This is a genomic window from Curtobacterium sp. MCBD17_032 (assembly GCF_003234855.1).
Classification (GTDB): Bacteria; Actinomycetota; Actinomycetes; order Actinomycetales; family Microbacteriaceae; genus Curtobacterium.
The window spans coordinates 271,923-297,287 of the sequence record NZ_QKTO01000003.1 but is presented as its reverse complement, the minus strand read 5'-3'; the positions used below and the strand labels follow the sequence as shown (position 1 = coordinate 297,287).

The following is a 25,365-nucleotide window of genomic DNA, read 5'->3' as shown; positions in this document are numbered from 1 at the left end:
CTCGAGAAGGGGTCGCCCTGGTGGCAGGGACGGTGCTGTGGGGTCCGACGCCGGGGGGTGGCCCGACGGGACTCCACGAGTGTGCACGCCGGGCCCCGACGTGGTCGATTCGCGTTCCGCAGTGTTACGGGCGGCGTCCTCGGCGGGCAGGCTCGGGGTGTGCGCAGCATCGAACTCGTCCTCGATCCGGCCGCCGAGCGGGCGGTCCGCGCCGCGTGGGACGCCCTGGTCGCCGCGGACTTGCCGAGCCTGGGTCGGCACACCGCGGCGACGAACGCACCACACGTCACGCTCGCGGCGGGGCAGGCCCTGCCCGTACCGGTCGGCATCGACGCGCCAGTGCCGACGACCGTCCGACCTGCCGGGCTCCTGCTCTTCCCGGCCGGTCCCGGTCGGCACGTGCTCGGGATCGGCGTCGTGGTGGACCGCGCGCTCGCCGCCTTCCACGAGGCGGTGCACCGCGTGGCCCCCGGCGGCGTCGACACCTCGCTGCCCGGGCGGTGGGCACCGCACCTGACGCTCGCCCGGCACCCGCGGGACGTCGACCTGCCCCGGATGCTCGAGGTGCTCGCGGCCGTGCCGCTCCCCGAGGAGCTCAGTGTCGCGGGGGTGCGTCACTGGGACGGGGAGACGAAGACGGTCACCGCCGTCGGCTGACACGGCCAGCCGTCGACGCGCCGGTCGCACCGGACGCACCGGGGGTGCCGGACGCGCCACGGGCCTCCCGGGAGGCCCGCCTCAGGTCCCGAGCACCCGCTCGCCGAACGCGGACGCGAACTTCCGCTCCGGGTCCCGGGTCGCCACCAGGTCGCGGAAGTCCGGCAGTCGCGGGTACAGGGCGGCGACCGCCGTGGCGTCGAGGGAACTCATCTTGCCCCAGTGCGGGCGACCGCCGAACGGGGCGAGTCGCGCCTCCAGGTCGGGCAGCAGGGCGGCCACCTGGTCGGGGTGCTTCTTCCAGGTGAAGGCGATGCAGAGCACGTCCTCGCCCTGCGTCGGGCTGAGCCAGAGGTCGTCGGCGGCCATGGTGCGGAGCTCCGACACGTGCAGGTGCGGCTGGATCCGGTCGGCGAGTCCGCGCAGGGCGTCGAGCGCGGCCGCGGCGTGCCGGAGTGGGACGAAGTGCTCGCTCTGCACCTCGGAGCCGACGGACGGCACGGCCTCGATCGGGAAGTGCGGCAGGCGGTCCCACCACGGCCCGACCGAGCCGTCCCGCGCGGTGTGGTGGCCGTTCCCCGGCGTACCCGGCAGCCGCGGGGCGCCGAGGAGATCCGGGGGGACCGCGACGTCGTCGGCGCCGTCCGGCACGCGGGACTTCACGAGCACCTCGGAGACGGTGTCGCCGAACACCGTGTACGCGCAGACCGAGTACCCGGCCGCGAAGACCTCGGCGGCGCGGGCCGTGAACGTGTCCCAGGCGATCGGGCCGTACGTGTCCTGCCGCATCCGGTACGACGGCTGCACGTCGACGGTGACCCGCGTCACGACGCCGAGCAGGCCGAGGTGGATCGCGGCGCCCTGCATCGCCGGGTCGCCGCGGCGGATCGTGCTCGTGGCGCCGTCCGGCCCGACGACCTCGAGGGCGGCGACCGCGGAGCTGAGCGACCCGAGCGTCGTGCCGGAGCCGTGTGTCCCGGTGGCGATCGCACCGCCGAGCGAGATGTGCGGGAGGGAGCCCTCGTTGTGCAGGGCGACCCCGGCGGCGTCCAGGTCGGGTGCGACGACGCCGTACCGGGTGCCGGCGCCCATGGTGGCCGTGCGGCGGTCCTCGGCGACGACGAGGTCGGTGGGCACGGCGGTGAGGTCGAGCAGGACGCCGGGGGTGTCCGCGACGTCGTTGAACGAGTGCCGTGTGCCGAGTCCGTGGACGCGCGGGCTGCGGGCGACGAGGTCGGCGACGTCGTCCAGCGAGGTCGGTCGGACGACGCGCTCGGCCGTGTAGGTGACCGTGCCGGACCAGTTCAGCTCGCTCGTCGTCGACCGCATGCGCCCACGATGCCACGGCGTGACCCGGGCTCGCGCCCCCGGACGCACATCGCGCCCCGTCGGGACGGGGCGCGATGTGCGTGCCGGGGCGCGTGGTGCGCCTCGTGTGCGGTGGAGAGCGTCAGTGCATGACGGGTGCCGGGGCGCCCTCGGGGGTGACGGGCTTCCGGACCATCGACGAGGCGACGATCCCGAAAAGGGAGATCACCGCGCCGACCAGGAACGCCAGGTGCACACCGGACGCGGTGGCCGTCGCCGTGTCTGCGGCGTCACCGCTCGTGGCCGCGCTGGTGGCCCCGATCGTGAGGAGCGTGACGAACAGTGCCGTGCCCGCGGCGCCCGCGAGCTGCTGGGCGGTACCGAGCACTGCGCTGCCGTGCGAGTACAGCCGCGGCGGGAGTCCGCCGAGCGCCGAGGTGAACAGCGGCGTGAAGGTGAGCGCGAGGCCGAGGCTCAGCACGACGTGGGCGCCGAGCACGAACCACACGCTGGTGTCCGCCGTGACGGTCGAGAGCGCCCAGAGCACGGCGCTGATGATCACCGAGCCCGGGACGAGCAGGACGCGCGGTCCGTGGCGGTCGTAGATGCGACCGACGATCGGGGACAGCAGGCCCATGAGCAGCCCACCCGGGAGCAGCAGCAGGCCGACGCTGAGGACCTCGAGACCGAGCACGCGCTCGAGGTAGATCGGCAGCAGGATGAGCGTGCCGAACATCGCCATGAAGCTGATCGCCATCGCGACGATCGGGATCGTGAAGCCCTTCGTGCTGAAGGTGCGGAGGTCGAGCAGGGCGGCGTCGCGACGCTGCAGTCGGGTCTGGCGGACGATGAACACCGCGAGGGCTGCGAACCCGACGACGAGCGAGGCGATCGGCAGCGCCGGGCCGGTGGTGCCGCTCTCGCCGATGCTCGACAGGCCGTAGACGATCCCGCCGAACGCGAAGGCCGACAGGATGACCGAGGCCACGTCGATGGCCGACTTGCGGGGCGTCGAGACGTTGCGCACCTTGACCATGCCGAGCACGAGCGCGGCGAGCGCGATCGGGAGCACGAAGCCGAACAGCCAGCGCCACGAGAAGGCGTTGAGGATGAGGCCCGAGATCGTCGGCCCGATCGCCGGGGCGACCGAGATGACGATCGAGATGTTGCCCATGACGCGGCCGCGGTGCGCGGGCTCGATGAGGGTGAGGACGGTGGTCATGAGCAGCGGCATCATGATCGCGGTCCCGCTGGCCTGCACGATGCGCCCGACGAGCAGCATCGTGAAGCCCTGCGCGAGCAGCGCGATGAGCGTGCCCGCGGAGAACAGGCTCATCGCCCAGACGAACACCGGGCGGGTGTCGAACCGCTGCAGCAGGTAGCCGGTGACCGGGATGACCACGGCCATCGTCAGGAGGAAGCCGGTGGTGAGCCACTGGCCGGTGGCGGCGCTGATGCCGAGGTCGTCCATGAGCCGCGGCAGCGCCACACCCATGATCGTCTCGTTGAGGATGACGACGAACGCGGAGACGAGCAGCAGCCCGATCACGAGTCGCGTTCCGGCGGGGGAGGGGGCTTCGAGGCTCCCGGTACGGGGCGCGGAGTCGACGGCCTGGGTCAAGAGGGCTCCTGGAGGATCGTGGTGTGGCGCGCACCCGGACGGACGGGTACCGAGGCTGGAAGCACTGACGGGTCCCGATCATTCCCGAGCCGGGGAACCTCGGGTGGAACGGCGTGTGGACGGTCAGTGCAGGATGCGGAAGCCGTCCTCGTCGCCGTGCGGCTCGACCTCCCGCACGGCCACGTCGGTGACGCTCGCCGAGGGCGGGCCGGAGCGGAGCATGACGACCAGCGCGTCGACCGCGGGGGCGGGTCCCTCGGCCTCGACCTCGACGGTGCCGTCGAACAGGTTCCGGGCGTACCCGGCGAGCTCGAGTCCGTCGGCCTTCCGCGCGGTCCACCACCGGAACCCGACGCCCTGCACCGTGCCACTGACGACGGCGTGCTTCCTCGTGGTCGCGCTGCTCATGCCGCCGATGCTAGGCGCGGCGTGTTTCCCCGGCGTTCCGACAGCGTTCCGGTCCGGTGACCACCGTGATACGGTCAGCTGTACCCGAACACTTCGGGTCAGCATGACCAGAAGACGAGGAGGCGCGGAGATGTCCGACCAGGGGATCCGCGTCGCCGTGTCGACCGTCATCGTGGCGCTGCGGCCCCACCCCGACACCGGCGTGCCTGCGCTCTGGATGCCGCTCGTGCGCCGTGTGACCGAGCCGCACGAGGGCTCGTGGGCGCTGCCGGGCGGATGGGTCGGCGCCGACGAGGGCCTCGACGACTCCGCGGCCGCACGCCTCCGCGAGACGACGAAGGTCCAGCCGCGGTACCTCGAGCAGCTCTACGCGTTCGGGGACGTCGGTCGTTCCCCGGACCGCGTCGTGTCGGTCGTGTACTGGGCGCTGGTGCACCCGGACGAGGCGAACGTCGTGCCCGACGACTGGAACGTCCGGTGGTTCCTCGCCGACGAGCACCCGCCGCTCGCGTTCGACCACGACCGCATCGTGGAGTACGCCCTCTGGCGGCTCCGGAACAAGGTGTCGTACTCCCGGATCGCGCAGGCGTTCCTCGGCGACCGGTTCACCCTCGCCGAGCTCCGCGGTGTCTACGAGGCCGTGCTCGGCCGGACGCTCGACCCGGCGAACTTCCGGCGGCAGGTCGCGCAGGGCGACGCGGTCCTGCCCACCGACGAGACCACGAGCGGCGACCGGCACCGACCGGCCCGCCTGTACCGCTCGAACCCCGACCTGTCGTACGCGGACAACGGCCCGCTGACGACCCGACCACCCACCGCGCACTGAACGGGGACGGAACCGTGTCCATCGCGACCACCATCGAACTGATCTCGAACGGCCGGGCGGCCGGCACCACCTGTACGCCCGACCTCGCCGCTCCCACCTGGGACTTCGACGCCGTGCCCGGGTACGGCCCCGGGTCGTCGATGTCCGACGTCATCCTGACGACCGCGCCCCGCCAGGGTGTGCTGCCGGACGAGTACAAGCACGCGCCCGACGAGGAGTTGCACGAGCGGATCGAGCGGGCGAAGGCCACCCTCGGCGACCGGGTGGTCGTCCTCGGGCACTTCTACCAGCGGGACGAGGTCGTGCGCCACGCGGACTTCCTCGGCGACTCGTTCCAGCTCGCGAACGCCGCCCTGACCAAGCCCGACGCCGAGGCCATCGTGTTCTGCGGTGTGCACTTCATGGCCGAGACGGCGGACATCCTGGCGCGGGACGACCAGCGCGTCATCCTGCCGAACCTGGCAGCCGGGTGCTCGATGGCGGACATGGCCGACATCGACAGCGTCGAGGCAGCCTGGGCGGAGCTGACCGCGCTGTACGGCTCCGAGCCCGACGCCGACGGCCGTGTCCCGGTCATCCCGGTCACGTACATGAACTCCGCCGCGGACCTCAAGGCGTTCTGTGGTCGGAACGGCGGGATCGTGTGCACGTCGTCGAACGCCGCGACGGTGCTCGAGTGGGCGTTCGAGCGGGGGCAGCGCGTGCTGTTCTTCCCCGACCAGCACCTGGGCCGGAACACCGCGAAGGCGATGGGGATCAGCACCGACCGGATGCCGATGTGGAACCCGCGCCTTGCCAGGGGCGGCAACAACGCCGCCGAGCTGCTCGACGCCCAGGTGGTCCTGTGGCACGGTTTCTGCTCCGTCCACCGCCGCTTCACGGTCGACCAGATCGAGCAGGCCCGCCGCGAGGACCCCGACGTGCGCGTGATCGTGCACCCGGAGTGCCCGATGGCCGTGGTCGACGCCGCGGACGTCGCCGGCAGCACCGACCTCATCCGGAAGACCGTCGCCGCGGCCACCGAGCCGACGTCGTTCGCGATCGGCACCGAGGTCAACATGGTCAACCGGCTCGCCGCCGAGTTCCCGCAGCACACGATCACGTGCCTCGACCCGGTGGTGTGCCCGTGCTCGACCATGTACCGCATCCACCCCGGCTACCTGGCGTGGGTGCTCGAGGCGCTCGTGGACGGTGTCGTGCTCAACGAGATCGTGGTCCCCGCCGACGTCCAGGTCGACGCGAAGGTCGCACTGGAACGCATGCTCGCCGCGAAGCCCCGCCCGCTGGGGACCCGGGCCTGATGCACGTCGTCGTCGTCGGGTCGGGCATCGCCGGGCTGACCGCCGCGATCCGCGCGAGCACCGAGCACGACGTCACCCTCGTCACGAAGGGCACCCTGACCGACGGCGCCACGGCGTCCGCGCAGGGTGGCATCGCGGTCGCCCTGGGGGCCGACGACACCGCCGCCCTCCACCAGCACGACACGCACGTCGCGGCCGCGGGCACGGCGGACGCCCGCGCCGTCGACGTCCTCTGCACCGACGGTCCGGCCCGCGTGCGCGACCTGCTCGCCCTCGGGGTGCCGTTCGACCGGACGGCGGACGCGGCCGCACTCGACCGGTACGGCGACGACCTGGCGCGGGGGCGCGAGGCCGCCCACGGGCGCTGGCGCGTCCTGCACGCGGGCGGCGACGCGACCGGGGCCGCGGTCGAACGGACCCTCGTCGCCGCCCTGCACCGCCGGCACGTCACCATCCTCGAGCGGACCTGCCTCACCGACCTCGTCGTCCGCCACGGACAGGTCGTCGGCGTGGACGTCCTCGACCTGCTCGGCGAACCGCGGCGGATCGAGGCGGACGCGGTCCTGCTCGCATCCGGGGGAGCGGGCCACCTCTACCGTGACACCACCAATCCGCTCGTCGCGACCGGGGACGGCGCCGCCGCGGCCTGGCGGGCCGGCGCCGTGCTCGCAGACCTCGAGTTCGTCCAGTTCCACCCGACGCGTCTCGCCGTCCCCGGCGGCGGGCTGGTCTCCGAGGCCGTCCGCGGTGAGGGAGCCGTCCTGCGGGACGAGCGCGGGCACCGCTTCATGCGCGACGTGCACCCGGACGCCGAGCTCGCCCCGCGGGACGTCGTCGCGCGAGGGATCGCGAGCGCCATGCGTGCCCAGGGTGGACGGCCCGTGCTCCTCGACGCGACCGGGCTCGACCCCGCGTTCCTGCGCGCCAGGTTCCCCGGCCTCACCCGGGCCACCCGCGCGGCCGGCTCCGACTGGACCCGGGAGGGCGTCCCGGTCGCACCCGCCGCGCACTACGCCATGGGCGGCGTCGCGACCGACACCGAGGGTCGCACCAGTCTGCCCGGGCTCTCGGCCGTGGGCGAGGTCGCCTGCACCGGTGTGCACGGTGCGAACCGCCTCGCCTCGAACTCGCTGCTCGAGGGGCTCGTCTTCGCGGTCCGGGCGGCCGACGCCCTCGGCACACCGCGCCCGGCCCGGCTGCGGCTGCGCGGGGACGCGACGCTCGCACCGACGGTCGTGACCGACGCCTCCGACGACAGGCGGGCCTCCCGTCCGGTGTCCGGCGCGCGCCCGCCGGTCGGGGTCCGGCCGGGAGGCCCGGGTCGCGTCGGGCCCGGTGCCGCCGTCCGCCACGTGGTCCAGTCGGCGATGACCGAGCACGTCGGCCTGCTGCGCGACGCCGGCAGACTCGCCGCGGCCCGTCGGGTGCTCGCCGCGCTGCCGCTGCCGACCCCGACGACCGTGCGCGACGCCGAGGACCGGGCACTGCTCGACCTGGCCCGCGTGACGGTCCTGGCCGCCGACGCCCGGACCGAGTCCCGCGGCGCGCACGCCCGCACCGACCACCCGGACCCCGACCCGTCCGCGCCGCCGTCGATCGCCTGGGTCCGGGCTCGTCCCGCGGACCCCGCCGACGCTCCACCCACCGTCCTGCAGGAGGCACTCACATGACCGTCCGGACCGCTCCAGCCACGCCCGTCGCTGCCGTCGCTGCCGTTGCACCCGCCGTCGTCGACCCCGGGGCCGTCCCGCCGCACGTGCTGCGCCGGGTGATCGAGACGGCGCTCGAGGAGGACGCGCCGTGGGGCGACGTCACGAGCGAGACGCTCATCCCCGCCGCGGCCACCGCGACCGCGACCCTCGCGGCGCGCGAGCCCGGCGTGCTCGCCGGCGGTGCGGTCTTCGTCGCCGTGATGCACGCCGTCGACCCCGGCCTCGCCGTGTCCGTCGCGCTCCGGGACGGACACGCGTTCGCCGCGGGGGACGTCCTCGCGAGCGTCACCGGGTCGGCCCGGTCGGTGCTCCGCGCCGAGCGCGTCGCCCTCAACCTCGTGCAGCGGATGTCCGGGATCGCGACCCTCACCGCCCGGTACGTCGACGCCGTCGCCGGGACCGGCACCCGGATCGTCGACACGCGGAAGACCACGCCGGGCCTCCGCGCCCTCGAACGGCACGCGGTGCGCTGCGGGGGCGGCCACAACCACCGGACGTCCCTGTCGGACGCCGTGCTGGCGAAGGACAACCACCTGGCGGTGCTCCTCGCCGGCGGGACGGACGTCGGGGACGCGATCCGGGCTGCGCGGCAGCGCCTGGGGCACACCGTGCACCTCGAGGTCGAGGTGGACCGCCTCGACCAGGTCGAACCCGTCGTCAGCGCGGGCGTCGACACGGTCATGCTCGACAACTTCACCGTGCCGATGCTCGAGGAGGGTGTGGCACTCGTGGCGGGTCGCGCGCTCGTCGAGGCCTCGGGCGGAGTCACCCTCGACACCGTGGCCGCCATCGCCGCGACCGGGGTCGACCTCGTGTCCGTCGGCGCCCTCACACACTCGGCGCGGGCGCTCGACCTCGGGCTCGACGTCGACGTCCGTCCGGTCTGACGCCGTGTCCTACCTCGACCGTGCCGCGACGACACCCGTGCGCCGTGAGGTCCTCGAGGCGATGTGGCCCTACCTGACCGGGACGTTCGGCAACCCCTCGTCCACCCACGAGGTCGGGCACGCTGCGGCCCGGGGTCTGGCGGACGCGCGCACGGTGGTCGCCCGCGCCCTCGGCTGCCGACCCGGCGAGGTCGTGTTCACGAGCGGTGGCACCGAGGGGGCGAACACGGCGGTGAAGGGCATCGCCCTCGCCACACCACGCGGGCGGCACGTGGTGACGAGCGCCATCGAGCACGAGGCCGTCCTCGAGAGCTGCCGGTACCTGGAACGACACCACGGCTTCACGGTCACGGTGGTGCCGGTGACACCGGACGGCAGCGTCCTGCCCGAGGCCCTGCGTGCCGCGCTCCGTCCGGACACGACCCTCGTCTCCGTCGCGCACGCGGACAACGAGATCGGCACGGTGCAGGACGTGCGGGCACTCGCCGCGGTCGCGCACGCCGTCGGCGCCCGGTTCCACACCGACGCCGTGCAGTCCGCGCCGTGGCTGCCGGTCGGGCTCGACGCGCTCGGCGTGGACGCGGTGTCGGTGTCGGGGCACAAGCTCGGCGCGACGAAGGGCACCGGGGCGCTGGCGGTCCGGGCCGGGGTCACGCTCGAGCCCCTGCTGCACGGTGGCGGACAGGAGCGCGGCCGACGCTCGGGCACCGAGGACGTCGCGGGCGCGGTCGGACTGGCTGCCGCGTGGCGGGGCGTCCTCGCCGGACGGGACGCCGCTGCTGCGACGGCCACCGCCGTCCGGGACGCCCTCGTGGCCGGGGTGCTCGACCGGGTCCCCGGCGCCGTGCTCACCGGGTCGCGGGACCACCGGCTGCCGGGGCACGCGTCGTTCTGTTTCCCGGGCGTGCACGGGGAGACCGTGTTGCTCGAACTCGAACGTCGGGACGTCGTGTCGTCGTCGGGGAGCGCCTGCGCCGCGGGCAGCACCGAGGCCTCGCACGTGCTGACCGCGCTCGGGCTGGCCGAGGACGTGGCACGGTCCGCCGTCCGGTTGACCTTCGACGAGACGCTCACCCGGGCGGACGCCGAGCGCGTGGTCGACGCGCTCGTGGCGGCGGTCTCGACCGTCCGGGCGATGGGCTGAGAGCATGTACTAGACGTTCTACTCCATCTCTGGGGCCGAGTCCCCCCTTCTGCGGACAGGCGGTGTCCGGCAGAGTGGACTCATGGCCAACGTGACGATCCGACCGGTGCCGCAGGACGACCGCTTCCGCGCGGTCCAGCTCCTGCCCGCGCCGGCCACGGTCCTCGCGCTCGCCGTCGGTGCCACGCACGGCCTCGGAGCGCTGCCGCTCGGCGTCATCGCCGTCGTCGGCGCCCTCGCCACCCTCGCGAGCGCCCTGCTGCCGGCACACCTGGCCCGGGCGGGACGGGCGATGGCGGCACCGGCGGAGGCCGACCGGTACCGGGAGGGCCGGCTCCACCCCTGAGCACCCGAGGTCTGCACCGTCGGAACGGCGGTGCGCTGGACCGGACGCACCCCTGATCTGCGTCCGGCCGGGACGCCGGCCCCTGCCGGGCTCCCGGAACGACCGGCCCCGCCACGGATCCGGGACGATCGACCCCTGAACGATCGTTCCCGTTCCCCTGAGATCCGTGGCGGGTCCGGCCCGTCGGGTCCGGCCCGTCGGGTCCGGCCCCGTCGACTCGGGTCAGGCCGAGGTGCGGTGCTCCACCGTGCCGGGCCAGTGGTAGTCGAGGTCGTCCGGCACGTCGGGGAACAGCGGACGGTAGTGCTCGGGTGCCTTCTGCACGAGCTTCGAGCGGTGCGACAGGTGCACGCGCTCGTCGGTGTTCCACGACGGGACCTCGAAGTCCCCGCGCTCGTACGCCACCAGGTCCTCCGGCACGCGTGCCAGGTCCGCCAGGGTCTTCTCGAGGCACGTGTCGGCGTGCCCACGCTCGAGCCAGACCCGGCACGTGGCGTCCTGGTACGCCATCAACGCCGGCCGGAAGCCCCGCCACATCGCCGTGACCGGGTGGTGCTGCCAGCCGTAGTCGGGGAGCGTCAGCGCACGCATCACCTGCAGCGTCTCGACCCGTTGCTTGCCGAGGCGCTTGTCGTCGAGCACCTCGGCGGAAGCGCGGAAGTCGGCGAACGGCAGGAAGGTCTGCATCTGTCGGACGGTACGCCGGCGGGCCGGGAACCGACACAAGTCGTCACAACGGCACCGTGCTCCGCGGACACGTGTGAGCATCGACTGCATGAGCGGAACCCTCGTCGTCGGAGTCAGCGGCAGCCCTTCGGACCCGTCCCGGACCTCGACGCTGGTCGGGGCGACGGTGGAGCGGCTCGTGGCCGAACTGCCGGACGCCGAGTCGCAGGTCGTCGAGATCGGGCCGCTCCTGGCCGACCTCGGTGCCGCCGCCGGGCGGGAGCAGATGTCCGCCCGGACGCAGGACGCGCTGGCGGCGGTCGAGGCCGCGGACGTCCTGGTCGTCGGGAGCCCCGCGTTCCGTGCCGCCTACTCGGGTGCGTTCAAGCTGTTCTTCGACTGGATCGGCCAGTACGACCTCGTCGACACCCCGGTGCTGCTCACGGCCACCGGTGGCAGCGACCGCCACGCGCTGCTCGTCGAGCACCAGATGCGCCCGCTGTTCGGGTTCTTCCAGTCGACGACGCTGCCGCTCGCGGTGTTCGGGAACGAGCGCGACTTCACGAAGCGGGTCGGCGGCTACGACATCGCGAGCGTCGACCTCGAGCTGCGGATCGACCAGGCCGTCCGTCGGGCGCTGCCGATCATCCGCGGCGGGTTCGTGGCTGCCGGCGTCGACGACGTGCGGCGGCCCGCGGACTTCTGACGGGCCTCCCGGCCGCCCCGGCCGCGCCGAACGCCCCCGTCTGCGCCGAACGCCCCCGTCTGCGCCGAACGCCGCGCCCACGTCGAGACGTCGCCGGAGGTGGCGGCGTCTCGGCGTGCTGAAGGTGTCTCGGCATGGACGCCGGTGTCTGTGGGTCCGCGCGGCTCGTGGCTTCCGGAACGCCCCTGTCTGCACTGGACGCCGCGCTGTCGCGGAGACACCGCCGGATGTGGCGGCGTCTCGGCGTGCTGGGGGTGTTTCGGCCAGACGCCGTCGTCTGCGGGTACGCGCGGCTCGTGGCTTCCGAGACGCCCCTGTCTGCACTGGACGCCGCGCTGTCGTCGAGACGCCGCCGGATGTGGCGGCGTCTCGACGTGCTGGGGGAGTCTCGGCGTGGACGCCAGTGTCTGCGGGTACGCGCGGCTCGTGGCTTCCGAGACGCCCCTGTCTGCACTGGACGCCGCGCTGTCGTCGAGACGCCGCCGGATGTGGCGGCGTCTCGACGTGCTGGGGGTGTCTCAGCCGGACGCCGGCGTCTGCCGCCGCGCCGCCGTCAGCGGGGGAGCAGCGACGCGAGGTGCGCCACGGCCAGCCGGTACCCGTCGGCACCCGCGCCGACGATGACGGCGGTGGCGGCCGTCGCGACGTGGTCGACGTGCCGGAACGGCTCGCGCTTCCACGTGTTCGACAGGTGCACCTCGACGACCGGGACGCTGAGCGCCTCGACGGCGTCGTGCAGCGCGACCGAGGTGTGCGCGTACGCGGCGGGGTTGACGACGACGCCCGCGAAGTCGTCGATCGCCTCGTGCAGCCACTCGACGAGCTCGCCCTCGCGGTTGCTCTGTCGGAAGTCGGCCTCGAGCCCGTGCACGGCGGCCTCGGTGTGGACGATCGCCTCGATCTCGGCGAGCGTCACCGTGCCGTACTGGTCCGGGTCCCGGCGGCCGAGGATGTCCAGATTCGGGCCGTTGAGGACGAGGATGCGCATGCCCCGAGCCTAGCGAGCAAGCGTGCGAGCGTCGCTCGGGCGGTTCCGCCACGGAACGGTTGCGCGAGCGCGGACGAGGGGTCAGGGTCGGTCTCGACGAAGGGACCCCACATGTCGACCATGGTGTTCATCAACCTGCCCGTCTCCGATCTGGACCGGGCCACCACGTTCTACCAGGCACTCGGCTACCCGCTGAACCCGGTGTTCAGCGACGACACCGCCTCGAGCATCGTGATCAGCGACACCGTGTACGTGATGCTCCTCACGCACGCGAAGTTCGCCGAGTTCACGGACAAGACGATCGCCACGCCGGACACGATCGAGGTCATCAACTCCCTCAGCGCCGAGACGAAGGACGAGGTCCACCGGATCGTCGACGCCGCGGTCGAGGCCGGCGGCACCGAGGACCGACCGGAGATGGACCTCGGCTTCATGTTCCAGCGGAGCTTCGTCGACCCGGACGGCCACCGCTGGGAGTACGTCTGGATGGACCCGGCCGCCGCCGAGGAGGGCCCACACGCCGACTGACCCACCCGTCGCAAGAGGCAACCCGGGTGGTTCCTCGCAACGGAGGAGCGCTGCGAGGAGTCGCCGACGTGACGTGTTGCGGAGGGGCGTCCGCCAGGATGGGACGATGACGGATCTCGTGACGGGGGAGGACGGCCGCGCCCGACCGCTGTGGGCATCGGTCGACCCGATGCTGCGTGAGTACTACGACACCGAGTGGGGGATGCCCGTCCGCGACGAGCGGGGCGTCTTCGAGCGCCTGTCACTCGAGGCGTTCCAGTCCGGCCTGTCCTGGCGGACGATCCTGGCCAAGCGCGCGGCCTTCCGGTCCGCCTTCGCCGACTTCGACCCGGACGTCGTCGCCGGCTTCGGGGAGGACGACGTCGCACGGCTGCTCGGCGACGCCGGGATCGTCCGCAACCGGGCCAAGATCGCCGCGACGATCACGAACGCCGGGGCGACGATCGCACTGCGGGCCGACGGCGGGCTGGCGGACTTCGTCTGGTCCTTCCGGCCCGACGACACCCCGCGGCCACGGACCGCCGCCGAGGTCCCGACCACCAGCCCGGAGTCGACCGCGCTGTCGAAGGCCCTGCGGAAGCGCGGGTTCGCCTTCGTCGGGCCGACCACCTTGCACGCGCTCATGGAGGCGCTGGGGATCGTCGACACGCACCTGGTCGGGAGCCACCGCCGGGGGACGTCGGGCGTCTGGCCGGACTGACCGGTCCTGGACCCCGGCGGTCAGGTGAGCGGGAGCCGCATCTGCAGCGAGGCGACCTCGTACCCGAGCTGTTCGTAGAGCTCCCGGGCGCCGGTGTTGTACCCGAAGACGTTGAGCCCGATGCTCGTCGCACCCTCGCTGCGCGCGACTCCGTGGGCGAGCTCGAAGGCACGACGAGCATGCCCCTGCCGCCGGTGGTCCGGGCCGACCTCGATGTCGAACACCCACCAGTCGCTGCTGCCCGGGGTGAACGGGCCGATCCAGAGGTGTCCGACGACGGTGTCGTCCGCCTCGGTCAGCTCCCACACGTGGTGCCCGGCCGCGGGCGAACCGCCCGGGAACCAGGTGTCGAGGGAGCGCTGCTTGTTCGCCTCGGCCTGCTCACGGCTCTCGCCGGACCGCATCCGGGACGCGACGTACTCCGCCATCGACCGGTCGAGCCAGCCGGGGAGCCGGTCCGCGGGCATCGGCACGAGGCGGACGGCGCTGCTCACCGGTTGCCCTTCGAGCCGCGCTTCGGCTTGCCGGACATGCCGCGCGGTGACCTGCCGCGGCCGGACGAGTTCTTCCCGCCGCCGCTCTTCGCGCCGGTGCCCTTCGTCGCGCTCCGCTTGGCGACCGTCTTGGCGTTCGACGCCGTCGCCTTGCCGCCGCCCTTCGCCGGACGGGACCGGTCGCCGGTGTCCGGATCCGGGCCTCCCGGCTGGTCCGCCTGGCTCCGGGAGCTGTTCGCGGTCCGGCCCCGGACCACGCCGATGAACTCCTCGGTCAGCTCCGAGGCGTCCTCATCGCGCCAGACCAGGGCGACCCGGGTGCCGGGGGAGCCGGCGAGCGGCCGGGACACCAGGTCCTTCCGGCTCGCCGCGCGGAAGAGCGACTGCGGCAGGACCACGACGCCCACGTTCGCCTCGACCAGGTCGAGCGCAGCGGACACGTCCGGCGGGACCGGCCCGGCGTCGAGGACGGTGACGCCCGCGAGGTCCGCCTCGGTCACCTCGTCGAGCTCGGCGAGCGGGGAGTCCTTCGGGGCCGCGACGACCGCGGTCTCGGTCCAGAGCGGGATCGCGTGGTGCTGCTCGGGCACGGGCATCCGGGCGAACACCATGTCCGCGTCGCCCTCGATCGCCGCGGTGACGCCCTCGGCGTCCACGGGCAGGAGCACCAGGTCGACGTCCGGACGACGCTCCCGCCACACCCGCACCCACTTGGCGGGGGAGACCCCGGGTACGAAGGCGATGGAGAGCGCGGTCATGCACCCGAGCATAGGGGCCGTACCCTTGTCACCATGGCCCAGGAACAGACCATGAAGCCCGAGACCGCTGCCAAGAAGCTCGGCATCCTCCTCTCGGCGACGCCCGAGTCGTTCCGCGCGGGCCCGATCGCTCGCACGACGTTCGACGAGCTGCAGAGCGAGCCGCCGACGTGGCTGCAGGACCTCCGTCGCGACGGACCGCACCCGCGCCCGGTCGTGGCCGCTCGGCTCGGTGTCTCGATCTCCGGACTGGCCCGTGCCGGCGTCGACGACGTCCTCACCACGGAGCAGATCAAGCAGCTCCTGCAGGAGATGCCGGAGTGGCTCGTCCGCGAGCGTTCGACCCAGGCCGCGGTCCGTTCCGAGAACGTGCGCGTGAAGCAGGAGCGCGCCGCCCGCACCGAGGGCTGACACCCGGATGCACGCGACCGTCGCCGACGCCGTGCTCGTCGTGCCCCAGTTCGCGTCGGTCTGCTGCATCGTCGGGGACCGGTACCGGCCACGGCCCGGCGTCATCGTGCCCGCCGCGGTCATGTTCGTCGCCATGCTCATGCCCGTGGTCCAGGCCGGGCCGTCGTGGACGATCCTCGCCGCGGCGCTGCTGCTGTTCCTCGCGCCGCTGCCCGTCGTCCGCCGGCGGCGCGGTGACGGGCGCCGGGCGGAGCCGATGGACGTCCACCGGGCGCTCTCGGCGGTCGTGATGGCCGGCATGCTCTTCATGGGGCACGCTGCCGGACTCGTCGGTGGGGCGGTGCACGCGCACGCACTCGTCCTGACCGCGGTGCTCGGCGCCGGGGTGATCGGGTACTGCGCCTTCAGCGGCTGGCTGCTCCGGTACGAGTCGGCCCGGGAGGACCGGCGCGCCGTGCGCAGCGGCGAGGTGTTCGCGATGACCGTCGCCGTGGTCGGGATGACCCTGGCGATGTGACGCCGCCGGCGACGGACCCGGGACTCCGAAGCCCGGGGCCCCGGCGTTACGGTGGTCCTGTGTCCGACCGCATCGTCCGCCCCGCCGGCCCGTCGCCCCGACTCGACGAGGTCGACGAGCGGATCCTGTGGGTGCTGGCGTCCGACGCCCGGATCCCGAACAACCGTCTGGCGGCGGCCGTCGGCATCGCTCCGTCGACGTGCCTGGTCCGGGTCCGCGCCCTCGAGGACGCCGGCGTCATCGCGGGCTACCGGGCCGACGTGGACATCGCCCGACTCGGGTTCTCGATCGAGGCGATGGTGTCCGTCCGCGTGCACGCCGCCGCCCGACACGAGTTGCGGGAGTTCGCGAAACGCCTGCTCCGGGTGCCCGTGGTGCTCGACGTGTCGTTCCTGGCCGGCGACAAGGACTTCCTCGTGCACATCGCCTGCACGTCGACGGAGCAGCTGCGGGACTTCGTCGCGGACGAGCTGAGCGGGGACCCCTCGGTCGCGACGACACAGACCTCGATCGTGTTCGAACGGTTGGTCGCCGACCGGGAGCACCAGGCCCGCTCGTACGGCGAACTGCGCCGCTGGCAGGCCTAGCCACAGCCACAGCCACAGCGGCAGCCGATGGCAGGCCGGGCCGCAGCCCGCAGCCCCAGTCGGCGCCGCAGCCGTCGGCTCAGCGCGTGCGGACCATCGGGGTGTGCGGGATCGCGTCCTCGAGGAAGTCCTCCCCGGAGCGGACGAAGCCGAACTGTCCGTACCACTCGCCGAGGTGTGCCTGCGCGTTGATCGCGATGCGCGGTGACCGGCTCTCGGCGATCGCGGCCGTCATGAGCGCAGCGCCGAGACCCTTGCCGCGGGCGTGCGCGGCGGTCGCGACCCGGCCGATGCGCTCGGTGCCGTCGGGCTCGCGGAGGAGTCGCAGCGTCGCGTCGACGGACCCGGTCCCGGCCCAGAACTGCAGCGTGCCCGGCTCCAGGTCGCGGCCGTCGATGTCCGGGTAGGCGCACTCCTGCTCGACCACGAACACGTCCTGCCGCAGGCGGAGGATCTCGTGCAGGGTGACGACGTCGAGGTTGCGAGTGGGGGCACTGAAGGTCGAGGTCACGCCGTTCCTGACTGTTCTTTGTGAATGAGGAGCACGGCAGCGGTCCTGGCGTACCGTGCCGGTCAACCACTCTACGTGCGCAGCCGAGATCAGGAGGTGAGCGCATGGACGCGACGATGCGTGCACCCTGGCGCGCGGTCCTCCGGTGGGCGCTCATCGCCTGCGGGACCGGCGCAGCAGTCGTGCTGCTCTCGGTCCTGCTCGGCGCACGCCCTGCGGCGGCAGCCGGTGGTCCCCTGCTCGGGGCCGGGTCGTCGACGGCGGTCGCACCGCGGTCCGACGGGCTGGTCGGCGGCGTCGTCTCCGGTGTCGGAGGCGCTGCCCAGCGGGTCACGAGCGGCGTCGGCGACGTGGTGGACCGTGCCGTGGCGCCGGTCCGCAGTGCTGTGCCTGCCCCCGCTGCGCCTGCTCTGCGGCCGGTCGCCCCGGCACCTGCCCCTGTCGCCCCGGCACCTGCCCCCGTCGCACCTGCCCCGGTCGCACCGGCGCCTGCCCCCGTCGCACCTGCGCCTGTCGCACCGGCACCGGTCGCCTCGGCCCCGGCGGCCTCCGCCGGCTCGGCGCCCGCCGCCCCGGCACCCGCGGGCCCGGCACCGACGGCTCCGACGCCCTCCGATCCCGCGGCGAGCGACCCCCGGCCCGCATACGTCGGCCCCTCGACCAGCGCTCCCGCGGAGCCCTTGACCCGCCCGGACACGCCGCTCATCGACGGCATCGTGTCGGGCGCGGCTGACGCCTCCCGGCCGGTCACCGACGCCGTCTCCGGGGGCCTGGTCCCCGTCACCGGGACCGCGCAGGCGATCACTGCCGGCGGTCCGGTGGCCTCGATCGTGGCCACCGTCGACCGGGTGGTCGGGAGCCTCCCGGTCGTCGGTGCGCTGCTCGGTGACGACACCGTCGGTGGCCTCACGGATCCGCTGACCGACGTGGTCGACGGGACCCTCGGCACGGTCGGCGACGTCGTCGCCGACGTGCCGGACGCGGTCGCCGAGGTGCCCGGGGTCATCGGCGGGCTGCCGTCCGTCGGTGGCGTCCTGCCGGGAGGCCCGCTCCCCGTCGTCGACCTCCCCGTCGGCCCGGTGCTCCCCGGCTCCGGCTCCGCGCTGCCCGAGGTCCCGGTCGTCGGGCCGCAGCTCCCCGGGACCCCGGTGCTGCCGGTCGACCGCGAGGTCGTCGTCCTCCCCGAGGACGGTCGGGGCCTCGGGGCGGACGCACGCCTGACGACGGACGACGCACCGACGACCTCCGCTGGCGCAGACCGCCGCGCGACGACCACGGCGGACGTCGCGTCCCGGACGACCGCCGAGCCGGTCACGACCGACGTGCTCAGCCCGGTCCCCGCGGTGGCCACGCTCGGCGGCGTGGCCCTCGTCCTCCCGGACGGCGGCGCCCCCATCCGGCTGCCGTTCGACAGCGCGACCGGAGGCACCGTCGGCGGCTCGGCCGCGGGTGGCTCCGCCGGCGCGAACGTCCTCGGTACCGTCGGTGCCGAGGTGCAGACCTCCCCCCTCGCCGCGGGCCTCCGCGGTCCGGTCACCGACGATGCCGTCCCGGCTTCGCTCGTCGGTGACCACGACGTCGCTCCCGATTGAGATCGGCGCACCTGCCCGTCACGGCAGGACGCGCCTCCGACCGCCTCTGTGTGCGGTCGACCATCCATCTCGATCAGGAGTGAACGACCATGAACAAGAACGTCTCCCGGGGGCTGTGGTTCGCCCTCTGCGTGGGCGGGCTGACCTTCGGCGGAGCCGTCGCGGCGAACGCGGCGACGACCACCGGCGAGGACGGCACCGCCTCCGGAACCCAGGTCGCGCCGACCGTCGACGCGCCCGTTTCCGTCACCCGCAACGCCTTCGGCATCGTCGGTGACGCGGTCGCGACCGCGGCCACCCCGGCCCCGGCCCCGGCACCGCCTGCACCGGCGGCACCGGCGGCACCTGCTCCCACCACCAGCGGGACCGACGGTCTTGCCTCCGGCACGCAGGTCGTGCCCGACGTCAGCGCTCCCGTCGCGGTGACCGGCAACGCCGTCGGTGTCGTCGGTGACGCGGTGGCCGCACCGGCCCCTGCGGCTCCGGCTGCGCCTGCTCCTGCTCCTGCGCCTGCGCCTGCGGCTCCGGTTCCTGCGCCTGCTCCGGCGCCTCCGGCCCCTGCGCCGGCGACGTCCGGCGAGGACGGGCTGCTCTCCGGCACCCAGGTCGCGGGAACGGTCGACGCTCCGGTCACCGCGACCGGCAACGCCGCCGGCGTCCTCGGCGACGCCGTCGCGACCACGCCCGGGTCGTCCCCGGCTCCGGCTGCTCCGGCCGGTGCCCAGACGAGCGGGTCGAGCGGGACGAGCGGGTCGAGCGGGTCGAGCGGGACGACGTCCGGGTCGGACGGTGTGCTCTCGGGCACCCAGGTCCTGCCGGACGTCACGGTCCCCATCACGGTCTCGGGCAACGGGATCGGCGTCCTCGGGGACGGAACGGCGACCGGACACGCCGCGTCGCCGGTCGCACCGACGGGTGGGTCGACGAGCGGTTCGACCTCCGGGTCGGACGGACTCATCTCCGGCACGCAGTTGCTCGGCACCGTCTCGGTCCCGATCACGGTGACGGGCAACGGGATCGGTGTCGTCGGTGATGGCACGAGCACCGGTGGCTCGACGGCGGGTACGACCCCGGCGACCGGGACCGGCACCGCTCCCGTGGCCGGTGGGACGACCTCGGGTGAGGACGGCATCGGTTCGGGGACGCAGATGGTCCCGGTGGTGAACGTCCCGGTGACGGTCGGTGGCAACGGGATCGGTGTCGTCGGTGACGGCACGAGCACCGGTGGCTCGACGGTGGGCGCGACCCCGGCGACGGGGACCGGCACCGCTCCGACAGCGGGTGGGACGACCTCGGGTGAGGACGGCATCGGTTCCGGCACGCAGGTGTCGCCGGTGGTGTCGATCCCGGTGACGGTCGGTGGCAACGGGATCGGTGTCGTCGGTGACGGCACGAGCACCGGTGGCGCCACGGCGGGCACGACCCCGGCGACGGGGACCGGCACCGCTCCGACAGCGGGCGGCACGACCTCGGGTGAGGACGGGATCGGGTCTGGGACGCAGATCGTCCCGGTGGTGAGGGTTCCGGTGACGGTCGGTGGCAACGGGATCGGTGTCGTCGGTGACGGCACGAGCACCGGTGGTTCGACGGCGGGCACGACCCCGGCGACCGGGACCGGCACCGCTCCCGTGGCCGGTGGCACGACCTCGGGTGGGGGCGGCATCGGTTCGGGGACGCAGATCGTCCCGGTGGTGAACGTCCCGGTCACGGTCGGCGACAACGGCATCGGCATCATCGGTGACGGCACCACGACCCCGGCCACCGGCACCACGCCGGGCACCACGCCCGGCACCGACCCCGGCACGGACCCCGGCACCACGCCCGGCACGGACCCCGGCACCGACCCGGGCTCGACGCCGGACACCGACCCGGGCTCGACGCCGGACAACGGCACCACGCCCGGTGGCACCGGCAGCACCCCGGGCACCGGCACGGTCCCGATCGTCGGCGTGATCCCGAGTGCTGGCACCACCCCGCTCGTCGATGCCGGCACGATCCCGGTCGTGACGGCGGACGTGGCCCGGTCGACCGCGACCCTCGCGTCCTCCGCCCCGGCAGCACGCGCAGCGACCGGTGCACCGGCGACGGTGGGCACCGCCGGCACCCTCGCGTACACGGGTGCGGGCAGCCCGGCGCTCCCGGCACTGGCGGCGGTCCTGCTGCTGCTCGCCGGTCTGGGGACGCTGACCCTGCGGCGCCGCCACTGACGGGCGGTCCGGAAGGGACGCGGTGCGGAGTGCCGGGAGACCGGCGCTCCGCGCCCGCCTGCCCGGACGCGCCGCTCACCAGCGCTCCTCGGCCCGCCGGACCGGCGCCACCGACTCGTCCCGTCGCCGACCCGTGTCCGGGCTGGCCACCGCCGCGCGACGCCGTGTGACGTCCGGTGCAGCGTCGGACGCGACGATCGGGGGCCTGGGGTATCGTCGGAGGCACGCAAGCGCTCCGGGGTCGGTGCAAGTCCGAACCGGTGGTGACAGTCCACGAGCGCCGAAGCGGGTCCGCCCGGTTCGGGGTTGACCTGGTGCGATCCCAGGACCGACGGTGAAAGTCCGGATGGGAGGAAGCGCTGACGGAAGGTGACGGTCGTCCCGTGACCCTGCCTCCCGTCCGCTGCCGACCGTCGCGCGCACCCGGAGTCCCGTTGAGAGGACACCAGTGTTCACCGGCATCATCGAGGAACTCGGCACCGTCACCGCCGTCGACGAGCGCGGCGACTCCGTCGCCCTGACCGTCCGCGGTCCGCTCGTCGTCTCCGACGCACGGCACGGCGACTCGATCTCGGTCTCGGGCGTCTGCCTGACCGTGGTCGAGCAGACCCCGGAGACCTTCACGGCGTTCGTCATGAGACAGACGCTCGACATGAGCGCGCACGGGTCGCTCCGAGCCGGCGACCGCGTCAACCTGGAGCGAGCTGCTTCGGTGGGGGACCGGCTCGGCGGGCACATCGTGCAGGGGCACATCGACGGCACGGCGACGGTGCTCGCGACCGACGACGGCGACGGATGGCGACGGGTGCGGTTCGCCCTGACGCCGGAGCTGAGCCCGCTCGTGGTCGACAAGGGCTCGATCGCGATCGACGGTGTCTCGCTCACCGTCAGTGCGGTGTCCCCGGAGTCGGTCGCGCCCGACGCCGCCTGGTTCGAGGTCAGTCTCATCCCCGAGACGCTCGCCGCGACGACCCTCGGCGCACGGACGCCCGGCGACCGGGTCAACGTCGAGACCGACGTCCTGGCGCGACACGTCCGCCGCATGCTGCGCCTCGACGCGGCTGCCGGTACCCCGACCGCGGTCGGCTCCGCGACGGAGGCCCGGTGATGGCCGCCGAGACCGCCCCCACCACGACTGACACCACCGGGCTGTCCACCGTCGAGGACGCCCTCGCCGCGATCGCCACCGGACGGCCGGTCATCGTCGCCGACGACGAGCGCCGCGAGAACGAGGGGGACGTCGTCCTCGCTGCAGAGCTCGCGTCCCCGGAGTGGATCGCCTGGACGGTGGCGCACTCGTCCGGCTTCATCTGCGCCCCGGTCAGTGCCGTGATCGCCGACGCCCTCGACCTGCCGCCGATGGTCGAGCACAACGAGGACGTCCGCGGCACGGCCTACACAGTGACCGTGGACGCTGCCGTCGGGGTCACCACGGGCATCAGCGCACACGACCGGGCCCGGACGCTCCGGGTGCTCGCCGACCCGGGCTCCGTGCGGGAGGACCTGCACCGCCCCGGGCACATCGTCCCGCTCCGTGCCCGACCGGGCGGGGTCCGGGAGCGCGCAGGACACACCGAGGCCGCGATCGACCTCGTCACGGCCGCGGGGCTGCGGCCGGCCGCGGCGATCTGCGAGATCGTCGACGAGCGCGGGGACATGATGCGCCTCCCGCAGCTCGTCGCCCTCGGGGCACGCGAGGGCGTGCCCGTCATCACCATCGCCGCGTTGGCAGCTTGGCTGGACGCGGCCGACCGGACGGCCGACGCCGCCCACACCGAAGGGAACCACGCATGAGCGGAGCAGGAGCGGCGGAGCGCGAGCACGTCGACGGCAGCGGCATCCGGGTCGCGATCGTCGCCGGGCAGTGGCACGACGTGATCGCGGGCGGGCTGCTCGCCGGAGCGGAGCGCGAGATCGAGCGCCTCGGCGCCTCGGCAGAGGTCGTACCGGTCCCGGGCAGCTTCGAGCTCCCGGTCGTCGCGAAGGTCGCCCTCGAGTCGGGCTTCGACGCCGTGGTCGCCCTCGGGGTCATCATCCGGGGCGGGACCCCGCACTTTGAGTACGTGTCCGACGCGGCGACGAGCGGCTTGACCCGGGTCGCGATCGACACCGGCAAGCCCGTCGGCTTCGGCGTGCTCACCCTCGACGACGAGCAGCAGGGCATCGACCGCGCCGGGCTGCCCGGGTCGAAGGAGGACAAGGGTGCCGAGGCCGCGCACGCCGCCGTCACCACGGCGGTCACCCTGCGCAGCCTGCGCGCCCGGGCCTAGACCCACCCTGCGGACGAGGCACCGCACGCAGAACGGCCCCGCACCGGTCAGGTGCGGGGCCGTCCTGCGTGCGGGAGGTGACTACCGCTTGCCGAAGACGTGGATCGGCAGGAAGAACGAGAGGCTCATCAGGAGCACACCGGCGACGAACACGAAGCCTTGGCCGGAGTCGACCTGGAACGCGAACCCGAACAGGTACATCGACACCAGCAGCAGCAGGATCGAGAAAACAGCGGCGAGGACGCGGCCCACGGTGGTACCTCCGGGAATCAGCGGGTGGATCGTCCTCAGTCTATCCCCAGGACCGGGCGCGACCGTTCACCGGGACGGTTTCGTCGCGATCAGGCGGTCGACGACCTCGAGCAGGGCGGCCATGTCGACGGTGCCGCGGTCCGGTCGGACCTCGCTCGCAGCCCCGAGTGACGCCGCGTGGTAGAGCCCGTCACCGAGCAGTTTGACGGCCTGCGCGGTGGGCACGTCGCCGAGGGCGTCGACGAGGGTGGCGAGCCACGCGTTCTCGGTCTCGTCGAGGGTCCGACCGGCTTCCTCGTACCCGGCCTGCTGGAGGCGGGACGCGGCCAACAGCGCGAGGTCGAGCTCGCTGCCGACGAACTGGCAGTTCTCCACGAAGTACCGGGCCGGTCCGTCCTCGGCCGCGCGCATGCGCTCGACGTCGAGTGCGGAGAGGTCCGCGAGTCGCTCGCACAACCCCTCGACCAGCGCGGCCTTCGACCCGAAGTGGTACAGGAGTCCGCCCTTCGAGACACCCGCGCGTGCGGCGACGGCGTCGAGCGTCGCGGGACGTTCGCCCTCCTCGCACACGATGGCGACGAAGCTGTCGAGGACGCGGTCGCGAGCACTGGCCATGCGCTGAGTCTAGGGACCCCCGGCCCTCCACGGCGTCCGGTGACGGCGAGGTGTCGTGGCCGTGCCGGTGCCGCGCGGGCTAGCCTCACCGAGACCGTCGAGGTCACCGACGAACAGGAGCCGCGCGGGCTAGCCTCACCGAGACCGTCGAGGTCACCGACGAACAGGAGCCGCATGTCAGCGCAGACCGCGACCACCCCGAGCACCACCCCGCCCGCGAGCCCCGGATGGGCCGTCCTCGGTCCGGGCGACATCGCCCGACGCTTCCTGGCCCAGTTGTCCGCGAGCGACGGTGTGCTCGTCGCCGCAGGGAGTTCCTCCGTCGAGCGTGCCCGGGCGTTCGCCGCCGAGGCCGGGGGGCACGGCTTCGCGGACGTGACCGCCGGCACCTACGACGAGGTCCTCGCCGACCCCCGTGTCGACGCCGTGTACATCGCGACCGTGCACACCGGGCACGCCGACCTCGTCCTCGCAGCGCTACGGGCCGGCAAGGCCGTGCTGTGCGAGAAGCCGCTCACGCCGGACCACGACACGACCGCGACGCTCGTCGACGCCGCGCGTCGGGCGGGGCTGCCGCTCGTCGAGGCCTTCATGTACCGCTTCCACCCGCAGACGGCGGCGCTGCTCGACCTCGTCCGGGACGGCGTGGTCGGCACGGTCACGCACGTCGACGCCGCGTTCGCATTCCGGGTCGAGGAGCGCTCCGGGCGCCTGTTCGACGTCGACACCGCCGGCGGCGGCATCCTCGACGTCGGGTGCTACCCGGTGACGATGACCGCGGCGATCGTGCAGGCCGCCACCGGGACCGCCGTCGCCGAGCCGGTGGAGCTCACCGCCACGGGGACGATCGGACCGACCGGCGTCGACGAGTGGACGGTGGCGAGCGCGACCTACGCATCGGGGATCACCGCGAGCCTCCGCACCGGCATCCGCGTCGAGGACCCGAACGCCGTCGTCGTGCACGGGAGCCGGGGCACCATCACGCTCCGGGACCCGTGGACCATCGGCGGGGAACCGGTCATCGTCGTCCAGACCGTCGACGCGGCGCCCGAGGAGCGGTCCTTCCCGGACGCAGCGCCCTACGGGCTCGAAGCCGCGGCCACCGTCGACGCCCTCCGCGCCGGCCGCGTCGACGCTCCGCAGATGACGACGGACGAGACCCTGGCGACGGCGCGGACCCTCGACCGCTGGCGTGCAGCGATCGGGCTGCGCTACCCGTTCGAGGCGCGTCCTGCCGGGTCCTCCCCGGCCGGCGCGCGCTGACGGGACGCTGACCCGTCCGACGCAGCCGTGCGCCGGGCGGGAGGCCCGGATCGGGCGGGAGCAGCGCCTCCAGGCCGCGATTGGTTGCAT

The 25,365-nt window shown here is 73.8% G+C and carries 28 protein-coding genes, 1 pseudogene and 1 riboswitch; of the genes and pseudogenes, 19 read left to right on the top strand and 10 right to left on the bottom strand.

The annotated features are described in order from the left end of the window. The first annotated feature begins 159 nt into the window (after positions 1 to 159). Positions 160 to 657: a 2'-5' RNA ligase family protein gene (locus DEI91_RS06895; protein ID WP_111051563.1), complete on the top strand. Its 498-nt coding sequence runs from the start codon at positions 160 to 162 to the stop codon at positions 655 to 657. A gap of 81 nt (positions 658 to 738) precedes the next feature. Here the strand turns inward: DEI91_RS06895 and DEI91_RS06890 are convergent, their stop codons facing one another. From DEI91_RS06890 to DEI91_RS06880, 3 genes are all read right to left on the bottom strand, one after another. Further along, complete coding sequence (locus DEI91_RS06890; RefSeq protein ID WP_111051562.1) at positions 739 to 1,986, bottom strand: D-arabinono-1,4-lactone oxidase; 1,248 nt, start codon at positions 1,984 to 1,986, stop codon at positions 739 to 741. 121 nt (positions 1,987 to 2,107) lie between these two features. Next, a complete protein-coding gene (locus tag DEI91_RS06885; protein WP_111051561.1) occupies positions 2,108 to 3,586 on the bottom strand; it encodes a DHA2 family efflux MFS transporter permease subunit in 1,479 nt (492 codons plus the stop codon). 123 nt (positions 3,587 to 3,709) lie between these two features. Continuing rightward, positions 3,710 to 3,994 (bottom strand): acylphosphatase, encoded by a 285-nt coding sequence (locus DEI91_RS06880; protein ID WP_111051560.1) that lies wholly within the window; start codon positions 3,992 to 3,994, stop codon positions 3,710 to 3,712. A gap of 130 nt (positions 3,995 to 4,124) precedes the next feature. Here DEI91_RS06880 and DEI91_RS06875 point away from each other — a divergent pair, with 130 nt between their 5' ends. From DEI91_RS06875 to DEI91_RS06850, 6 genes are all read left to right on the top strand, one after another. After that, a complete protein-coding gene (locus DEI91_RS06875) occupies positions 4,125 to 4,820 on the top strand; it encodes an NUDIX domain-containing protein (RefSeq protein ID WP_111051559.1) in 696 nt (231 codons plus the stop codon). Positions 4,821 to 4,834: 14 nt separating this feature from the next. Next, complete coding sequence (nadA, locus tag DEI91_RS06870) at positions 4,835 to 6,121, top strand: quinolinate synthase NadA (RefSeq protein WP_111051558.1); 1,287 nt, start codon at positions 4,835 to 4,837, stop codon at positions 6,119 to 6,121. Then, the gene (locus DEI91_RS06865; protein ID WP_111051557.1) at positions 6,121 to 7,791 is read left to right on the top strand and encodes an L-aspartate oxidase; all 1,671 of its coding nucleotides are present in this window, start codon (positions 6,121 to 6,123) and stop codon (positions 7,789 to 7,791) included. Before nadA ends, DEI91_RS06865 begins: the two co-directional genes overlap by 1 nt. Continuing rightward, positions 7,788 to 8,720, top strand: a complete 933-nt coding sequence (gene nadC, locus DEI91_RS06860) for a carboxylating nicotinate-nucleotide diphosphorylase (RefSeq protein ID WP_111051556.1) — start codon at positions 7,788 to 7,790, stop codon at positions 8,718 to 8,720. The genes DEI91_RS06865 and nadC overlap by 4 nt, the downstream gene beginning before the upstream one ends. A gap of 4 nt (positions 8,721 to 8,724) precedes the next feature. Further along, positions 8,725 to 9,864 carry a cysteine desulfurase family protein gene (locus tag DEI91_RS06855; RefSeq protein WP_111051555.1) on the top strand — a complete coding sequence of 380 codons (1,140 nt, stop codon included), beginning with the start codon at positions 8,725 to 8,727 and terminating at the stop codon, positions 9,862 to 9,864. A gap of 82 nt (positions 9,865 to 9,946) precedes the next feature. Next, positions 9,947 to 10,210 (top strand): hypothetical protein, encoded by a 264-nt coding sequence (locus DEI91_RS06850; protein WP_111051554.1) that lies wholly within the window; start codon positions 9,947 to 9,949, stop codon positions 10,208 to 10,210. 222 nt (positions 10,211 to 10,432) lie between these two features. Here the strand turns inward: DEI91_RS06850 and DEI91_RS06845 are convergent, their stop codons facing one another. Then, complete coding sequence (locus tag DEI91_RS06845; RefSeq protein WP_111051553.1) at positions 10,433 to 10,897, bottom strand: MSMEG_6728 family protein; 465 nt, start codon at positions 10,895 to 10,897, stop codon at positions 10,433 to 10,435. Between the two features lie 88 nt (positions 10,898 to 10,985). Here DEI91_RS06845 and DEI91_RS06840 point away from each other — a divergent pair, with 88 nt between their 5' ends. Then, positions 10,986 to 11,582, top strand: a complete 597-nt coding sequence (locus DEI91_RS06840; protein WP_181439513.1) for an NAD(P)H-dependent oxidoreductase — start codon at positions 10,986 to 10,988, stop codon at positions 11,580 to 11,582. A 553-nt stretch (positions 11,583 to 12,135) separates the two neighbouring features. Here DEI91_RS06840 and aroQ read toward each other — a convergent pair. Beyond that, positions 12,136 to 12,570, bottom strand: a complete 435-nt coding sequence (aroQ, locus tag DEI91_RS06835; RefSeq protein WP_111051551.1) for a type II 3-dehydroquinate dehydratase — start codon at positions 12,568 to 12,570, stop codon at positions 12,136 to 12,138. A 111-nt stretch (positions 12,571 to 12,681) separates the two neighbouring features. Here aroQ and DEI91_RS06830 point away from each other — a divergent pair, with 111 nt between their 5' ends. Further along, on the top strand, positions 12,682 to 13,098 hold the full coding sequence (locus tag DEI91_RS06830) for a VOC family protein (protein WP_111051550.1): 417 nt from the start codon (positions 12,682 to 12,684) through the stop codon (positions 13,096 to 13,098). Positions 13,099 to 13,204: 106 nt separating this feature from the next. After that, entirely contained in the window at positions 13,205 to 13,798 is a 594-nt protein-coding gene (locus DEI91_RS06825) for a DNA-3-methyladenine glycosylase I (protein WP_111051549.1), read from the top strand. 20 nt (positions 13,799 to 13,818) lie between these two features. Here the strand turns inward: DEI91_RS06825 and DEI91_RS06820 are convergent, their stop codons facing one another. Then, complete coding sequence (locus DEI91_RS06820; protein ID WP_111051548.1) at positions 13,819 to 14,292, bottom strand: GNAT family N-acetyltransferase; 474 nt, start codon at positions 14,290 to 14,292, stop codon at positions 13,819 to 13,821. Beyond that, a complete protein-coding gene (locus DEI91_RS06815) occupies positions 14,289 to 15,050 on the bottom strand; it encodes a LysR family transcriptional regulator substrate-binding protein (protein WP_220038056.1) in 762 nt (253 codons plus the stop codon). The genes DEI91_RS06820 and DEI91_RS06815 overlap by 4 nt, the downstream gene beginning before the upstream one ends. Before the next feature lie 33 nt (positions 15,051 to 15,083). Here DEI91_RS06815 and DEI91_RS06810 point away from each other — a divergent pair, with 33 nt between their 5' ends. Genes DEI91_RS06810 through DEI91_RS06800 form a run of 3 tightly spaced genes read left to right on the top strand, consistent with a single transcriptional unit; the run spans position 15,084 to position 16,565 of the window. Continuing rightward, on the top strand, positions 15,084 to 15,461 hold the full coding sequence (locus DEI91_RS06810) for a DUF5997 family protein (protein WP_111051546.1): 378 nt from the start codon (positions 15,084 to 15,086) through the stop codon (positions 15,459 to 15,461). Between the two features lie 7 nt (positions 15,462 to 15,468). After that, positions 15,469 to 15,978 carry a hypothetical protein gene (locus tag DEI91_RS06805; RefSeq protein WP_111051545.1) on the top strand — a complete coding sequence of 170 codons (510 nt, stop codon included), beginning with the start codon at positions 15,469 to 15,471 and terminating at the stop codon, positions 15,976 to 15,978. Positions 15,979 to 16,037: 59 nt separating this feature from the next. Continuing rightward, on the top strand, positions 16,038 to 16,565 hold the full coding sequence (locus DEI91_RS06800) for an Lrp/AsnC family transcriptional regulator (RefSeq protein WP_111051544.1): 528 nt from the start codon (positions 16,038 to 16,040) through the stop codon (positions 16,563 to 16,565). A gap of 79 nt (positions 16,566 to 16,644) precedes the next feature. On the opposite strand, the gene DEI91_RS06795 is transcribed toward DEI91_RS06800, so the two are convergent. Continuing rightward, positions 16,645 to 17,076, bottom strand: a complete 432-nt coding sequence (locus DEI91_RS06795) for a GNAT family N-acetyltransferase (RefSeq protein ID WP_111051543.1) — start codon at positions 17,074 to 17,076, stop codon at positions 16,645 to 16,647. Positions 17,077 to 17,180: 104 nt separating this feature from the next. Between DEI91_RS06795 and DEI91_RS06790 the strand changes: the two genes are divergently transcribed. The 5 genes and pseudogenes from DEI91_RS06790 to ribH all read left to right on the top strand — a co-directional run bounded on the left by DEI91_RS06790 (position 17,181) and on the right by ribH (position 23,145). Next, a complete protein-coding gene (locus DEI91_RS06790) occupies positions 17,181 to 18,668 on the top strand; it encodes a hypothetical protein (RefSeq protein WP_111051542.1) in 1,488 nt (495 codons plus the stop codon). Positions 18,669 to 18,757: 89 nt separating this feature from the next. After that, positions 18,758 to 20,875 (top strand): chaplin family protein, encoded by a 2,118-nt coding sequence (locus tag DEI91_RS06785; RefSeq protein WP_111051541.1) that lies wholly within the window; start codon positions 18,758 to 18,760, stop codon positions 20,873 to 20,875. A 228-nt stretch (positions 20,876 to 21,103) separates the two neighbouring features. Beyond that, a riboswitch (FMN riboswitch) is annotated at positions 21,104 to 21,237 on the top strand. Positions 21,238 to 21,323: 86 nt separating this feature from the next. After that, positions 21,324 to 21,983: a riboflavin synthase gene (locus tag DEI91_RS06780; protein ID WP_111051540.1), complete on the top strand. Its 660-nt coding sequence runs from the start codon at positions 21,324 to 21,326 to the stop codon at positions 21,981 to 21,983. After that, positions 21,983 to 22,627 (top strand): annotated as a pseudogene (ribB, locus tag DEI91_RS06775) (3,4-dihydroxy-2-butanone-4-phosphate synthase); the annotation flags it as partial. The gene DEI91_RS06780 and the pseudogene ribB, both read left to right, overlap by 1 nt. A 38-nt stretch (positions 22,628 to 22,665) precedes the next feature. Next, entirely contained in the window at positions 22,666 to 23,145 is a 480-nt protein-coding gene (gene ribH / locus DEI91_RS06770; protein ID WP_111051538.1) for a 6,7-dimethyl-8-ribityllumazine synthase, read from the top strand. An 81-nt stretch (positions 23,146 to 23,226) separates the two neighbouring features. Here ribH and DEI91_RS16225 read toward each other — a convergent pair whose 3' ends face one another. Both DEI91_RS16225 and DEI91_RS06765 read right to left on the bottom strand, forming a co-directional pair. Then, positions 23,227 to 23,397 (bottom strand): hypothetical protein, encoded by a 171-nt coding sequence (locus tag DEI91_RS16225; RefSeq protein ID WP_181431071.1) that lies wholly within the window; start codon positions 23,395 to 23,397, stop codon positions 23,227 to 23,229. A 66-nt stretch (positions 23,398 to 23,463) separates the two neighbouring features. Next, positions 23,464 to 24,012: a TetR/AcrR family transcriptional regulator gene (locus tag DEI91_RS06765; RefSeq protein ID WP_110824668.1), complete on the bottom strand. Its 549-nt coding sequence runs from the start codon at positions 24,010 to 24,012 to the stop codon at positions 23,464 to 23,466. A 174-nt stretch (positions 24,013 to 24,186) separates the two neighbouring features. On the opposite strand from DEI91_RS06765, the gene DEI91_RS06760 reads away from it, so the two are divergent. Then, positions 24,187 to 25,275 carry a Gfo/Idh/MocA family protein gene (locus DEI91_RS06760; RefSeq protein WP_111051537.1) on the top strand — a complete coding sequence of 363 codons (1,089 nt, stop codon included), beginning with the start codon at positions 24,187 to 24,189 and terminating at the stop codon, positions 25,273 to 25,275. The last annotated feature ends 90 nt before the right edge of the window (positions 25,276 to 25,365 follow it).

Bases quoted from the DNA above. Each gene is read 5' to 3' on its own strand.
- DEI91_RS06825 (WP_111051549.1), top strand. From the start codon at position 13,205: ATGACGGATCTCGTGACGGGGGAGGACGGCCGCGCCCGACCGCTGTGG.
- DEI91_RS06875 (WP_111051559.1), top strand. From the start codon at position 4,125: ATGTCCGACCAGGGGATCCGCGTCGCCGTGTCGACCGTCATCGTGGCG.
- DEI91_RS06890 (WP_111051562.1), bottom strand. From the start codon at position 1,986: ATGCGGTCGACGACGAGCGAGCTGAACTGGTCCGGCACGGTCACCTAC.
- DEI91_RS06760 (WP_111051537.1), top strand. From the start codon at position 24,187: ATGTCAGCGCAGACCGCGACCACCCCGAGCACCACCCCGCCCGCGAGC.
- aroQ (WP_111051551.1), bottom strand. From the start codon at position 12,570: ATGCGCATCCTCGTCCTCAACGGCCCGAATCTGGACATCCTCGGCCGC.
- DEI91_RS06865 (WP_111051557.1), top strand. From the start codon at position 6,121: ATGCACGTCGTCGTCGTCGGGTCGGGCATCGCCGGGCTGACCGCCGCG.
- nadC (WP_111051556.1), top strand. From the start codon at position 7,788: ATGACCGTCCGGACCGCTCCAGCCACGCCCGTCGCTGCCGTCGCTGCC.
- DEI91_RS06815 (WP_220038056.1), bottom strand. From the start codon at position 15,050: ATGACCGCGCTCTCCATCGCCTTCGTACCCGGGGTCTCCCCCGCCAAG.
- DEI91_RS06810 (WP_111051546.1), top strand. From the start codon at position 15,084: ATGGCCCAGGAACAGACCATGAAGCCCGAGACCGCTGCCAAGAAGCTC.
- DEI91_RS06790 (WP_111051542.1), top strand. From the start codon at position 17,181: ATGGACGCGACGATGCGTGCACCCTGGCGCGCGGTCCTCCGGTGGGCG.
- DEI91_RS06880 (WP_111051560.1), bottom strand. From the start codon at position 3,994: ATGAGCAGCGCGACCACGAGGAAGCACGCCGTCGTCAGTGGCACGGTG.
- DEI91_RS06765 (WP_110824668.1), bottom strand. From the start codon at position 24,012: ATGGCCAGTGCTCGCGACCGCGTCCTCGACAGCTTCGTCGCCATCGTG.
- DEI91_RS06830 (WP_111051550.1), top strand. From the start codon at position 12,682: ATGTCGACCATGGTGTTCATCAACCTGCCCGTCTCCGATCTGGACCGG.
- DEI91_RS06785 (WP_111051541.1), top strand. From the start codon at position 18,758: ATGAACAAGAACGTCTCCCGGGGGCTGTGGTTCGCCCTCTGCGTGGGC.
- DEI91_RS06840 (WP_181439513.1), top strand. From the start codon at position 10,986: ATGAGCGGAACCCTCGTCGTCGGAGTCAGCGGCAGCCCTTCGGACCCG.
- ribH (WP_111051538.1), top strand. From the start codon at position 22,666: ATGAGCGGAGCAGGAGCGGCGGAGCGCGAGCACGTCGACGGCAGCGGC.
- DEI91_RS06850 (WP_111051554.1), top strand. From the start codon at position 9,947: ATGGCCAACGTGACGATCCGACCGGTGCCGCAGGACGACCGCTTCCGC.
- DEI91_RS06845 (WP_111051553.1), bottom strand. From the start codon at position 10,897: ATGCAGACCTTCCTGCCGTTCGCCGACTTCCGCGCTTCCGCCGAGGTG.
- DEI91_RS06805 (WP_111051545.1), top strand. From the start codon at position 15,469: ATGCACGCGACCGTCGCCGACGCCGTGCTCGTCGTGCCCCAGTTCGCG.